This window comes from Falsiroseomonas oryzae (assembly GCF_027856955.1).
In the GTDB taxonomy this organism is placed as follows: Bacteria; Pseudomonadota; Alphaproteobacteria; order Acetobacterales; family Acetobacteraceae; genus Falsiroseomonas; species Falsiroseomonas oryzae.
This window is the reverse complement of record NZ_JAPSMD010000165.1, coordinates 1-11,310: the sequence shown is the minus strand read 5'-3', so window position 1 is coordinate 11,310 and position 11,310 is coordinate 1. Positions and strand designations below refer to the sequence as shown.

General features: G+C 73.6%; 14 protein-coding genes. 2 read left to right on the top strand and 12 right to left on the bottom strand.

Translation table 11 applies throughout. From position 1 onward, the window contains the following. From OZN99_RS16380 to OZN99_RS16355, 6 genes are all read right to left on the bottom strand, one after another. The coding region (locus tag OZN99_RS16380; RefSeq protein WP_270936333.1) for a DUF4175 family protein at positions 1-401 on the bottom strand (401 nt) is incomplete at its 3' end. Continuing rightward, positions 398-1,744 carry a diaminopimelate decarboxylase gene (gene lysA / locus OZN99_RS16375; RefSeq protein WP_270936332.1) on the bottom strand — a complete coding sequence of 449 codons (1,347 nt, stop codon included), beginning with the start codon at positions 1,742-1,744 and terminating at the stop codon, positions 398-400. The genes OZN99_RS16380 and lysA, both read right to left, overlap by 4 nt. 38 nt (positions 1,745-1,782) lie before the next feature. Then, a complete protein-coding gene (locus tag OZN99_RS16370) occupies positions 1,783-2,316 on the bottom strand; it encodes a DUF2852 domain-containing protein (RefSeq protein WP_270936331.1) in 534 nt (177 codons plus the stop codon). Between the two features lie 78 nt (positions 2,317-2,394). Further along, positions 2,395-3,051, bottom strand: a complete 657-nt coding sequence (locus tag OZN99_RS16365) for a TetR/AcrR family transcriptional regulator (protein ID WP_270936330.1) — start codon at positions 3,049-3,051, stop codon at positions 2,395-2,397. Between the two features lie 52 nt (positions 3,052-3,103). Continuing rightward, the gene (locus OZN99_RS16360) at positions 3,104-3,391 is read right to left on the bottom strand and encodes a hypothetical protein (RefSeq protein WP_270936329.1); all 288 of its coding nucleotides are present in this window, start codon (positions 3,389-3,391) and stop codon (positions 3,104-3,106) included. A 37-nt stretch (positions 3,392-3,428) separates the two neighbouring features. Next, positions 3,429-5,201: an SLC13 family permease gene (locus OZN99_RS16355; RefSeq protein WP_270936328.1), complete on the bottom strand. Its 1,773-nt coding sequence runs from the start codon at positions 5,199-5,201 to the stop codon at positions 3,429-3,431. Positions 5,202-5,292: 91 nt separating this feature from the next. On the opposite strand from OZN99_RS16355, the gene OZN99_RS16350 reads away from it, so the two are divergent. Beyond that, a complete protein-coding gene (locus OZN99_RS16350) occupies positions 5,293-5,838 on the top strand; it encodes a DUF533 domain-containing protein (protein WP_270936327.1) in 546 nt (181 codons plus the stop codon). Here OZN99_RS16350 and OZN99_RS16345 read toward each other — a convergent pair. The 5 genes from OZN99_RS16345 to OZN99_RS16325 form a co-directional block, all read right to left on the bottom strand. Then, positions 5,826-6,269, bottom strand: coding sequence for a CBS domain-containing protein (locus tag OZN99_RS16345; protein WP_270936326.1), 444 nt, complete (start codon positions 6,267-6,269; stop codon positions 5,826-5,828). The two genes, OZN99_RS16350 and OZN99_RS16345, sit on opposite strands and share 13 nt — an antisense overlap. Positions 6,270-6,304: 35 nt before the next feature. Beyond that, a complete protein-coding gene (locus tag OZN99_RS16340; protein ID WP_270936325.1) occupies positions 6,305-6,877 on the bottom strand; it encodes a TVP38/TMEM64 family protein in 573 nt (190 codons plus the stop codon). A gap of 16 nt (positions 6,878-6,893) precedes the next feature. Next, positions 6,894-8,330 (bottom strand): protein adenylyltransferase SelO, encoded by a 1,437-nt coding sequence (locus OZN99_RS16335; protein WP_270936324.1) that lies wholly within the window; start codon positions 8,328-8,330, stop codon positions 6,894-6,896. An 81-nt stretch (positions 8,331-8,411) separates the two neighbouring features. Continuing rightward, positions 8,412-8,867, bottom strand: a complete 456-nt coding sequence (locus tag OZN99_RS16330) for an acyl-CoA thioesterase (RefSeq protein ID WP_270936323.1) — start codon at positions 8,865-8,867, stop codon at positions 8,412-8,414. 35 nt (positions 8,868-8,902) lie between these two features. Then, the gene (locus OZN99_RS16325) at positions 8,903-9,916 is read right to left on the bottom strand and encodes an aldo/keto reductase (RefSeq protein WP_270936322.1); all 1,014 of its coding nucleotides are present in this window, start codon (positions 9,914-9,916) and stop codon (positions 8,903-8,905) included. A 161-nt stretch (positions 9,917-10,077) separates the two neighbouring features. Here OZN99_RS16325 and OZN99_RS16320 point away from each other — a divergent pair, with 161 nt between their 5' ends. After that, on the top strand, positions 10,078-11,067 hold the full coding sequence (locus OZN99_RS16320) for a Bug family tripartite tricarboxylate transporter substrate binding protein (RefSeq protein ID WP_270936321.1): 990 nt from the start codon (positions 10,078-10,080) through the stop codon (positions 11,065-11,067). Positions 11,068-11,102: 35 nt separating this feature from the next. Here the strand turns inward: OZN99_RS16320 and OZN99_RS16315 are convergent. Further along, positions 11,103-11,310: LuxR C-terminal-related transcriptional regulator (locus OZN99_RS16315; RefSeq protein WP_270936320.1), on the bottom strand; the 208-nt coding region annotated here is incomplete at its 5' end.

The following is an 11,310-nucleotide window of genomic DNA, read 5'->3' as shown; positions in this document are numbered from 1 at the left end:
AGCCGGCGGATCGAGGCGGCGGCGCGGTCCCGGTGCACCTGCCACACCGCCAGCGCGACGGGATCGTCGCCGGCCGGCTTGTCGGTCAGCGCGGCGAGCGGGCGGTGCGACAGCCCGCTCTCCCGTTCCAGCCGGCGGTCGGCGCGGTCGTCGTCCGGCAGCGCGAAGCCGCGCAGCCCGCGCCACAGCGCATAGCCGAAGCCGGCCGCGAAGCCGCCCGTGAACAGCAGGCGCGCCCAGCCCGGCAGCAGCAGCGGCAGGCCGAGCAGCGCGAGGGTCAGGAAGACGCCCAGCACCCCGAGGGCGGGCCAGATGGCGGGCCAGATCGCTTCCCAGGCCAGCGCCAGCCGCGCCAGCAGGCGGCGGCGGCCGAGCGGTGCGAGCGGCCCGCCCCCGCTCATGCGGCCATCCAGGCCGGCAGGCGCTGCGCGGCCAGCAGGGCGTCCTGCGTCTGGCGTTCGCGCACCACGGCGAAGCGGGCGCCGTCCGCCAGGACCTCGGCGGCCAGGGGCCGCGCATTGTAGGTGCTGCTCATCGCCGCTCCGTACGCCCCTGCATCGAGGAACGCGACGAGGCTACCCGGTTCCAGGGCCGGAAGGCCACGGTTTCGCGCGAAGGTGTCGCCGGTCTCGCAGACCGGTCCGACCACGTCGCAGGGCGTGGCCGGCGCGTGGAAGGCCGCGGGCGAGATCGGCACGATCCCGTGCCAGGCCTCGTACATCGCCGGCCGTACCAGGTCGTTCATCGCCGCGTCGAGGATCACGAAGCGGCGCGCGCCGGTATGCTTGGACAGGATCACGGAGGCCAGCAGCACGCCGGCCGGGCCGCAGATCCAGCGCCCGGGCTCCACCATCAGCCGCACGCCGAGATTGCCCAGCGCGCCGCGGATGGCGCCCGCCAGCGCGGCGGGGCTGGGCGCGGGCTCGTGCCGGTAGGGGATGCCGAGGCCGCCGCCGCAATCCACCCGCTCCACCGGCAGCCCGTCCGCGCGCAGCGCCCGCACCAGGTCGGCCAGTGCGGAATAGGCCGCGGCATAGGCCGCCATGCCGGAGGTGATCTGGCTGCCGATATGCACCGCCACGCCCACCGGCTGCACCCCGGGCGTCGCCGCCATGCGGGCATAGAGCGCCGGCGCCTCCGCGATAGGCACGCCGAACTTGTTCTCGCTTTTCCCGGTGGTGATCTTGGCGTGCGTCTTGGCGTCCACGTCCGGATTGACGCGCAGCGCCACCTGCGCGGTGCGGCCGGTCTCGGCGGCTGCGGCGGAGATCATCGCGACCTCCTCCGCGCTCTCGGCATTGATCTGGCCGACGCCCTGCGCCAGGGCGAAGCGCAGTTCGGCCGGCGTCTTGCCGACGCCGGAGAAGACGACGTGGCCGGGATCGATCCCGGCGGCCAGCGCCAGGCGCAGCTCCCCTTCCGAGACGATGTCGGCGCCCGCGCCCTCGGCAGCGAGGGTGCGCAGGACCGCCAGGTTGGGGTTCGCCTTGACGGCGAAGTGGATCTCGCAGGGCAGCCGCGCCTCCTCCAGCGCGCCGCGCAGCGCGTGGAAGCGGCGGCGCAGCGTGCCGGCGGAGTAGATCCAGGTCGGGGTGCCGACCTCCCGCGCGATGCGGGCCAGCGGCACCTCCTCCATCGTCAGCCCGTCATGGGCGTGCAGCGAGAGGTGGGGGCGGCCGGCCAGGAGCTCGGCGAAGGTGGGATCGGCGTCCTCTGGGAGGAGCGCGGGGGCGGGCGCGGCCATGCCCCTTCAATAGGGGTGGCCGCGCCCTTTCGGAAGGATCAGGACTTGCGCTCGCGGCTTTCCATGAAGCGGGCGAACTCCTCCTGGTCCTTGGCGCGGCGGAGCTGCTTCACGAACTCGGCGAACTCCGCGGCCTGGGCGTCCAGCGCGCGCCGCTCCTCCTCCAGCCGCGCCAGGACATTGGCGCGGTACTCGTCGAAGGCGGCGTTGCCGGTGCTGCCGAAGCCGGGGACGGCCTCGCGCACGCGCTCCTTCATGCGGTCCTTCCAGGGGCCAGCCCAAGGGGCGGCCCAGGGGGCGGAATTGCAGGCCATGGCGGGTCTCCAGAGGAAGAAGAAGGCGAGCAGGGCGAGGCCGACGGGCCACCAGACGATGAAGCCGAGGATCATCGCGGGCAGGCGCCAGCCGCGCAGCGGGTGGCCGCCCCAGGCGGCCCAGCGGGCGGCCCGGGCCTCGCGGCGCATCGCCTTCATCCGGTGCTTGTGCCAGCGCCAGGCCTGGTCGGGTGGCAGGTCGGCGGGCACCGCGGGGGCGGTGGCGGCAATCATCGGCGTCACGGCTCCTGTGTTCATGTGACGCACATTCACATATGGGCCGACAAAACGGATGTCAATGTGATTCACATTTCGTCACGCGACGGAAGAACGCGGTTACCGCAACAGTCGGCCGACGGCATCGGTCAGCACCGCCTCATGCGGCGGCGCGCCGGACGCGGGCGGCGGCATCCCCGCGCGCTCCAGCCCGGCCAGGCCATGCGACAGGGCCCAGACCTCCAGCGCCAGGAGCCGGACCTTGTTGCGGTCGCTCCCCTCCGGCAGGACACGGGCGATCGCGCCGACCAGCGCGCCGAAGGCGCTGTCATCCGGCTCGGCACGTGCCGGCGCGGACGGGTCGCGCCAGGAGAACATCGCGCCGTAGTAGCCCGGCTCCTCCCGCGCGAAGGCCAGGTAGGCGCGGCCCATGGCCATCAGCGCCTCTCGCACCTCGCCGGCTGCCGCCGCCTCGGCCAGCCGCGCGGCGAAGCGCGCGAATCCCTGCCGGCAGAGTTCCCCCATCAGCGCGTCGCGGTCGCGGAAATGCCGGTAGGGGGCCGACGGCGAGACGCCGGCCAGCCGCGCCGCCTCGGCCAGGGTGAAGCCGAAGGGCCCGCGCTCCGCGGTCAACTGCCGGGCCGCCTCGACCAGCGCTTCCTTCAGGTTGCCGTGGTGATAGCCGCGGCGGCGGCAGAAATCGAAGGGACCCGCGGGCGCCTCGGCCCCTTCGGGCGGGCGCCGGCCCCATCGCCGCGATGTGTGCCAGCTTGACATTGCCTCACCATGCCAGACCGGGAGGGCGAGCCCAAGCCGGCGTGCCCGGGTCCTACGCGGGCGGGCCCAGCATCGACGGGAAGCGCTCGGCCAGCGCCGCCGGGTCGACCGGCGCCGCACCGGGGAAGCTCTCCAGCACGCGCGCCAGGTCGGCGAGGCGCAGCGGAGCCGGCGCGGCATCCTCGGCGGCGCGGCACGCCGCGCGTTCGACCAGGGCCAGCACGCGGGCACGCGGGTCCAGTGCCAGCAGGCGCTCCGCCTCCGCCGCGCTCGCGCGATCCTGCTCCTCTTCCAGCTTCTCGCGCGCCTCGACGGGCAGCCAACCCAGGCCTTCGCTCATGCCGGTACCGAGCGCGCGCGCGGCGGCGCGGTTCCGCCTACCCGCCCATCGGCCAGACCAGCGCCACCATCGGCACGCCGACCAGCAGGACGATGAGCGTCAGCGGCAGGCCGAGCCGCGCATAGTCGCCGAAGCGGTAGCCGCCCGGCCCCATCACCAGCGTGTTGCACTGGTGCCCGATCGGCGTGAGGAAGTCGCAGGCGGCACCGATCGCCACCGCCATCAGGAAGGGGTCGGGCGCGAGACCCAGGCGCTGCGCCAGGCTCGCCGCGACCGGGGCCAGCATCAGCACCGTGGCGGCGTTGTTGAGGAACGGCGTCACCGCCATCGCCACCGCCATCATCAGCGCCAGCGCGCCCAGCGGCGGCAGGTGCTGCACCCAGGCGGCCAGCCACCCCGCCAGGAGGTCCGTGCCGCCCGTCGTGCGGATCGCCTCGCTGACGGGGATCAGCGCGCCGAGCAGCACCAGCACGGACCACTCCACCGTCTCGTAGGCCTCCTTCATCGCCAGGGCGCGCAGCAGCAGCAGCACCACGGCGGCGCCGAAGAAGGCGACGGCCACCGGCACCAGGTCGAGGCCGACCAGTGCCATCGCCACGCCCAGCACGCCGGCCGGCACCAGGCTGCGGCGGCGGCTGCCCAGCGCGATCTCCCGCCCGGACAGCGGAAGGACGCGCAGCGCGCCCAGCGCTTCCGGCAGCCGTCCCTGCTCTCCCTTCAGGATGACCACGTCGCCGGCGCGGAAGCGCAGCGCGGCCAGGCGACGTTCGATGCGGTGCCCGCTGCGGCTGACCGCCAGGAGGGCGACGCCGTGCCGCTGCTGCAGCCCGATCTCCGCCGGGGTCCGGCCGACCAGCGGGCTGGCCTCGGTGACCACGCCCTCGACCACGCCGGAGTCCTCGGCCTGCTGCTTCGCCGCCTGCGCCTCGCCCGCCAGCACCAGGCCGGCGCGCGCCTGCAGGCGTTCCAGATCCTCCGGCTCGCCTTCCAGCAGCAGCACGTCCCCACCGCGCAGCGCCAGGCCGGGCGCCGGCGACAGGCGGCGGAAGCGCTCGCGGATCACGCTGGCGACGCGCACGCCGCCGCCCTGCGTCTCCAACTCCGCCACGGTGTGGCCGTCCAGCGGGCTGCCGGGCGGCAGCGTCGCTTCCGTGGTGTAGGCCTCGAGCGCGAAGGCGGCTTCCATGCCCGCGGCCGGGCGCCGGCCGCGCGGCAGCAGGCGCCAGCCGAGCGCGAGGAAGACCAGGCCCGCCAGCGCCACCACTGCGCCCACGGGCGCGAAATCGAACATCCGGAAGGGCTCGCCCAGGATCTCCTCCCGCATGCGGGAGACGATGATGTTGGGCGAGGTGCCGACCAGCGTGACCAGCCCGCCCAGCAGCGACGCGAAGGCCATCGGCATCAGCAGGGCGGAGGGCGAATGGCCGGTGCGGCGGGCCAGCTGGAAGGCCACGGGCATCAGCAGCGCCAGCGCGCCGATGTTCTTCACGAAGGCGGACAGCAGCATCACCACGCCGGCCAGCACCGGCACCTGCGTGGCCGGGCTGCGCAGCAGCGGCAGCAGCGGGCGCAGCGCGGTTTCCACCGCCCCGGATTTCGCGACCGCGGCGCTGACCAGCAGCGCGGCGGCGACGATGATCACGATGTCGTCGGCGAAGCCCGCGAAAGCCTGGTCGGCGGGCACCACGCCGGTAGCGATCCCCGCCAGCAGCGCCAGCAGCGCGACCAGGTCGTAGGGCAGCCGCCCCCAGACGAACATCGCGATCGTCACGCCGACGATGCCGAAGGCGATCGCCTGGTCGAGGGTCATGGTCTGGGCGTGTCCGGCGGCACGCGGGCCAAAGCGCGGCCCGCCCGCGCGGTTCCCGGAACCGCGCGCCGGGCGGGGCGTCCTGCCGCGCATGGCTGCCACCTTCCTCGATCGCCTGCTCGGCCGCATGCCGGAGCCGCCTGCCCCGCAGGGCCAAGCCGACGACGTATCGGCGGTGCCGCCGCCGGCACGGGCGCTGCATGCGGCGCTTGCGGCCAAGGTGCTGCATGGCTGGGCGGAGAACCGCCACCAGGTGGTGGTCCCGCTCTCGGTGAACCTGCGCCGCATGCCCGCCGAGGACCGCGACCTGGTCGTGCGCGCGATGGTCGCCGCGCGGCTGGCCTGCGGACCGGCGGCCGCGCCGGATCCCGCTGTCCTCTCCGCCGCACTCGACCGCGTCGGCGCCGAGGCCGCGGACCATGACGTGGCGAGGGGCGCGCTGGCGCGGCCGCCGGACCTGCTCGACCTGCTCGCGGCGCTCGAGACGGCGAAGCTCGGCGCGCACGCCTTCGCCGCGGCGTCGCTGCTGCTCGACCGCCGCATCGCCGTGGAGCGTGCGGTGCTGGACTGGCTGGCGGCCCGCTTCGCGCTGCCCGACCCGCTGGTGGCTGGGTTGGCGCGGCGCTACCGGCGCTGAACCTCCTCGCGCCCGGCTTCCGTCACCTCTGCCAGGGCGGATTGCACCGTCGCGCTCTCGTGCAGCAGCACGCGCGCCAGGTCGGCCAGCGTCAGCCAGCCGGTGACGCGGCCGCCGGCATCCAGCACCGGCAGGCGCCGCAGGTGGTTGGCCGCCATCAGGTCCAGCGCGGCCTGCAGATCGTCCGCTTCGCGGCAGGTGACGACGGGGGCGGACAGCACCTCCTGCACCCGCACGCGCGACGCATCCAGGCCACGCGCGACGACGCGGTAGAGCAGGTCGCGGTCGGTGACGATGCCGCGCAGCTCGGATGCACCGCCGACAGGCAGCGCGCCGACGTCGAGCTCGCCCATCAGCTCCGCCGCGGCCGACACCGGCGCGTCGGGCGCGATGAACTCCACGTCGCGCGTCATCACCTCGGCCACCCGCATGAAGCGCGCAACGCCCTGCGGGCGGTGCCGTTCCGTCAGCGGCGCAGCCGCCGCCAGAGCAGCGGCAGCAGCGTGATGCCGCCGGCGACCAGCACCGCCGTGCCGATCCAGGCCGCGCCCTGCTGCGCCATGTGCTCGCCGAACCGGACGAGCAGGATGCTGATGGGCAGCACACCCGCGAAGGTCGCCAGCGCGAACCAGGGCAGGCGCAAGGGCGTCAGCCCGGCCGCGTAGCTGACCGCATCGAAGGACAGGAACGGCAGCAGGCGGGAGGCGAAGACCAGCCAGGCCAGCATCGCCTGCGACTGGGTCCGGTCCAGCCAGCGCGCGATCCAGGGGATGCGCCGCGCCGGGCCATAGCCGAAACGCCGCGCGATGAGGAAGGCGACGACCGCCCCCAGCAGCGACCCCGCGACGACATAGGCGGTGCCCCAGGCGCCGCCATAGAGCGCGCCGGCGGCGAGGGCGATCGGCGCGCTGGGTACCGGGCTGAACACGATGGCTGCGGCGAGTCCGAGCACGATGACCGGCGGACCCCAGGGGCCGAGCGAATCGACCAGGGCGCGCATCCGCTCCGGGTCGTTGATCGCCGCCAGCACCTGGTCCACGTCGCCCTCCGCCTGGTCAGGGCGGCAGCGTAGCGCTTCCCATCGCCTCGGCCATCTGCGCGATGTCGGCGATCTTGGCGTGGAAGCGCGACCAGTCGTCGGCCTCAGCGATCGGTGCCCAGATCGCCTCCACCTCGTCGATCAGCATGGAACAGGGCGCATCGCGCGCGGCGAAATAGGGATGATCCAGGTTGGCGTCGGGCGCGGGGGCATGCGCCTCCAGCGCGGCGCGGACCGGGGCGAAGTGCTCGCCCGCATACAGCGCCGCGGCCGGGCTGCGCGCGGCGCGCGCCGCGCCGGCAAGGCCGCCGCGCCAGTCGAAGAACACCCGGTCGAGCGGCGCCTGGCTGTCGTGCAGGAACTGGTACAGCGCCTGGACCGTCGCCGCATCCGCCGCCTCCCCGGCCGAAGCCAGGCCGAGCCGCCAGCAAACCATGCGCCGGAACTCCGTGTGGAAGGCGGGCTCGAACAGCTCCATCGCGGCCTGCAGCTTGGCCTCCTCGGCCAGCGGCAGCAGGCACCCGCCGAGGCGGGCGAGGTTCCAGAGCAGCGCTTCCGGCTGGCGGGCCAGGGCGTAGAGCCCGCCGTAATCGAAATAGGCCGCCGTGAAATCCGGCTTGTAGGTCGGCGCCCAGCGCCAGGGACCGTAGTCGAAGCTCTCGCCGGTGACGTTCGTGTTGTCGGTGTTCAGCACGCCGTGCACGAAGCCGGCAGCCATCCACTGAGCGCCCATCCGCGCGACGCGGCGGATCACCGCCTCGAAGAAGGCGACCGTCCGATCGCCCGCATCGTCGCGCTGCGCCTCGTGGATGTAGTGCGCGCAGCAATGCGCGACGAGCCGCGCGATGGCGTCGTGGTCCTTGTGGAAGGCGAAGCGCTGGAATGTGCCGATGCGGATGTGGGAATGGCTGAGCCGCACCAGCACCGACGCGCGGGTGGGCGAGGGCTCGTCGTTGCGCGCCAGTGCCTCCCCCGTCTCGACCAGGCTGAAGGACTTGCTGGTGTAGACGCCCTGCGCCTCCAGCATCTCGGTTGCCAGCACCTCGCGCACGCCGCCCTTGAGCGTGAGGCGGCCATCCGCGCCACGGTGATAGGGCGTGCGCCCGCTGCCCTTGGTGCCGAGGTCGAGCAGCCGCCCGTCGCGCACATCGTGCAGCTGCGCGAAGAGGAAGCCGCGCCCGTCGCCCAGGTCCGGGTTGTAGGAGCGGAACTGGTGGCCGTGGTAGCGCAGCGCGAGCGGCTCCGGGAAGCTGCCCGGCAGCGGCCGGAAGCGCCCGAAATGCTCGATCCATTCGGCGTCCGTCAGCGTGTCCAGGCCGACGCGCGCATCCCATCGGCGGTTGCGCCAGCGCAGCACATGCGCCGGGAACTGCGCCGCCGCCACGATGTCGTAGAATTCCTCGCCGAGATCGGCATGGCGCGTGGCGGGGCGGTAGGCGTCCGAGTTCGGCATCTGCGGGTTCCGGCGGTTCGGGCGGCAGATGGCGCGGCCGGGCGCGCGGCTCAAGCCGGACCGGTGGCCGTTCCGATCCCGTCAGCCGGGTGTCGCGAAGGCGGCGTCCGGTTCCAGCAGCGCGCGGAACCGCGGCGGCACCGGGATGGGGCGCATGGTCGGCGTGGTGGTGTCCACGAAGGCGCAGACCTGCCTGCCCTCGAAGGCGACGCGGTCCCCGACGCGGCCGATGGTGCCGAAGGTGAGGGAGGAGCCGCCCAGGCGCAGCAGGCGCACCTCCGTCGCCAGCGTGTCGCGCGGCGTCAGCGGGCTGCGGAAATCCAGCTCGACATGCACGAAGGGCGTGCCGCAGCCATGGTCCGCGTTGAACTCGTAGAAGCTGGCGCCGAGCCGGTCGGTGAAGAAGGCCTCGATCGCGTCCATCGCGAAGTCCAGGAAACGCGCGGTGTAGACGATGCGCGCCGGGTCGGATTCGCCCCAGCGGATGCGCCGCACATGCACGAACGGGTACGACTTGCCTTCAATGGGTTGCGACATGGCAGCGGCCCCGTTCCCGCATCACTGGTGGACTCTCAGCCGGCGCTGCGCGGCACGCGGCCTTCGATCGGATAGGCAGGATCGTTGTAGCCGGGCGTGGAGGGATGACCCGCGGTGACCAGGCCATCCACCAGCGCCTCGTCCTCCGCCGTGAAGCGATAGGCCAGCGCGCCGACATACTCCTCCCATTGCGCCAGCGTGCGCGGGCCGGCGATCGGCGCCGTCACCAGGCGGTTGTTCAGCACCCAGGCCAGCGCGAACTGCCCCGCGGTGACGCCGCGCGCCTCCGCATGGCTGCGCAGCACCTGCGCAATGCGCAGGCTGTCGGGGCGGAACTCGGTCTCCATCATCCGCTTGTCGGCGCGCGCGGCGCGCGTGCCCGGCGGCGGCGTGTCCTGGCTGGCGTATTTGCCGGTGAGCACGCCGCGGGCCAGCGGCGAATAGGGCACGACCCCAAGCCCGTAATGGCCGCAGACCGGCAGCTGCTCCACCTCCGCCTGGCGGTTCAGCGCGTTGTAGAGCGGCTGGCTGACGACGGGCCGGTCGATGCCCATCTCGTCGCACAGCCGGCAGATCTCCGCGATGCGCCAGGCGCGGGTGTTGGAGACGCCGAACTGCAGGATCTTCCCCTGCCCGACCATGTCCGCCACGGCACGCACCGTCTCCTCCAGCGGCGTCGCGTGGTCCTCCTTGTGCAGGTAGAGGATGTCGATGGTCTCGAGCCCGAGCCGGCCGAGGCTCGCCTCCACCGCGTCCATGCAGTGGCGGCGCGACAGGCCGCGATCGTTGGGGCCGGGGCCGACCGGGTTGGCCAGCTTGGTCGCCACCACCCACCAGCCGCGCGCGGCGCGGACGATGCGGCCCGTCACCTCCTCCGACCTGCCGTCATTGTAGGCATCGGCCGTGTCGATGAAGTTGACGCCCGCCTCCTTCGCATGCGCGGCGATGCGCTGCGCCTCCGCCTCGTCGGTCGGGCCGCCGAACATCATGGCACCCAGGCAGAGCGGCGAGACCTTCAGGCCGGCCCTGCCGAGATTGCGGTATTCCATCGGCCATCCTCCCCGCCGCGCGGTGCGGCCAGGATGCGCGCGGCCGGCCGGGGCCGCAAACCGCTTGCGCGCGGCGTTGGACTCATTCTTGCTGGGAACGCTTGCAGAGACCGCGGCAGCCGGGCGCCGGCCCGCCCCTGCCGCCTGGGGAGAAGCCTTGCATGATCCGTCGCCGCCACCTCGTCGCCGCCCTGCCGGCCCTGGCCGCCGCACCGCTCGCCGCGCCCGCGCTGTCCCAAGGCACTGGCACCTGGCCCAACCGGCCGATCCGGCTGGTGGTGCCCTACCCGCCGGGCGGCGCCAGCGACATCGCCGGGCGCCAGCAGGCGCAGGTGCTGTCGGAAGGGCTCGGCGTGCCTGTCGTGGTGGACAACCGCGCCGGCGCCGGCGGCACCATCGGCACGGCGCATGTCGCGCAGTCCGCGCCCGACGGCTACACGATCATGATGTCCAGCCCGTCGAGCCACCTCGGCGCGCCGCTGATGTTCAGGAACCCAGGCTACGAGGGCGTGGACGACTTCACCCACATTGCCACCTTCGGCAGCGGCACGGCGCTGGTCTGCGTGAGCAACAACCTGCCGGTGCGCAACATCCAGGAGCTGATCGCCTATGCCCGCGCCAATCCCGGGCGGCTGAACTTCGGCTCCGCCGGGGCGGGCGGCAACAACCACATGCTCGGCGTGCTGTTCATGATGCGCACGGGGGTGGAGCTGACGCATGTGCCCTATCGCGGCGCGGCGCCGGCCCTGGCGGACCTCATCGCGGGCAACATCCAGCTGGTCTTCGACAGCTTCTCCGGCATCATCGGGTCGGTCCGCGCGGGCCAGGTGCGGGCGCTGGCGGTCACCAGCGCGGAACGCTGGCCGCTGGCCCCGGAATTCCCGACCGTTCAGGAACAGGGCGTCGCGAACTACAACTTGCCGAGCTTCTCCGCCGTGGTGGGGCCGCGCGGCATCCCGGACCCGATCGCCGACCGCATGCACGCCGTGATCAACGCCGCGCTCGCCACGCCGGCCCTGCGGGAGACGCTGTCGCGCGGCGGCAACGCGCCCTTCCCCACCACGCGCGCGGAGTTCCTGGCGCTGATGCAGGAGCAGCGGCGCAACTGGCAGGACATGGTGCGCACCGCCGGCATCCAGCCGGAGGGCTGACGCGCCACGCGGCGCAGCCCTGAGGCGCGGCTGCGCTACAACCCGACCAGCCCCGCCAGCATCCGCTCCAGATCGCGCAGGTTGGCCGCGCCGGTCTTGGCCAGCACGGAGCGGACCTGGGTGCGCACCGTCGTCTCCCGCAGGCCGCGGGCGCCGGCGACCTCGGCCTTGGTCGCGCCGCCGGCCAGCGCCCGCGCCACCTCCGCCTCCGCGGCGGTCAGCCCGAACAGCTCCCGCAGCAGC

What these genes read in the sequence shown, in the direction of transcription:
- OZN99_RS16345 (WP_270936326.1), bottom strand. Translation starts at nt 6,269, where the DNA reads ATGCGGGTGGCCGAGGTGATGACGCGCGACGTGGAGTTCATCGCGCCC.
- OZN99_RS16350 (WP_270936327.1), top strand. Translation starts at nt 5,293, where the DNA reads ATGGCTGCCACCTTCCTCGATCGCCTGCTCGGCCGCATGCCGGAGCCG.
- OZN99_RS16335 (WP_270936324.1), bottom strand. Translation starts at nt 8,330, where the DNA reads ATGCCGAACTCGGACGCCTACCGCCCCGCCACGCGCCATGCCGATCTC.
- lysA (WP_270936332.1), bottom strand. Translation starts at nt 1,744, where the DNA reads ATGGCCGCGCCCGCCCCCGCGCTCCTCCCAGAGGACGCCGATCCCACC.
- OZN99_RS16325 (WP_270936322.1), bottom strand. Translation starts at nt 9,916, where the DNA reads ATGGAATACCGCAATCTCGGCAGGGCCGGCCTGAAGGTCTCGCCGCTC.
- OZN99_RS16365 (WP_270936330.1), bottom strand. Translation starts at nt 3,051, where the DNA reads ATGTCAAGCTGGCACACATCGCGGCGATGGGGCCGGCGCCCGCCCGAA.
- OZN99_RS16355 (WP_270936328.1), bottom strand. Translation starts at nt 5,201, where the DNA reads ATGACCCTCGACCAGGCGATCGCCTTCGGCATCGTCGGCGTGACGATC.
- OZN99_RS16360 (WP_270936329.1), bottom strand. Translation starts at nt 3,391, where the DNA reads ATGAGCGAAGGCCTGGGTTGGCTGCCCGTCGAGGCGCGCGAGAAGCTG.
- OZN99_RS16330 (WP_270936323.1), bottom strand. Translation starts at nt 8,867, where the DNA reads ATGTCGCAACCCATTGAAGGCAAGTCGTACCCGTTCGTGCATGTGCGG.
- OZN99_RS16320 (WP_270936321.1), top strand. Translation starts at nt 10,078, where the DNA reads ATGATCCGTCGCCGCCACCTCGTCGCCGCCCTGCCGGCCCTGGCCGCC.
- OZN99_RS16370 (WP_270936331.1), bottom strand. Translation starts at nt 2,316, where the DNA reads ATGAACACAGGAGCCGTGACGCCGATGATTGCCGCCACCGCCCCCGCG.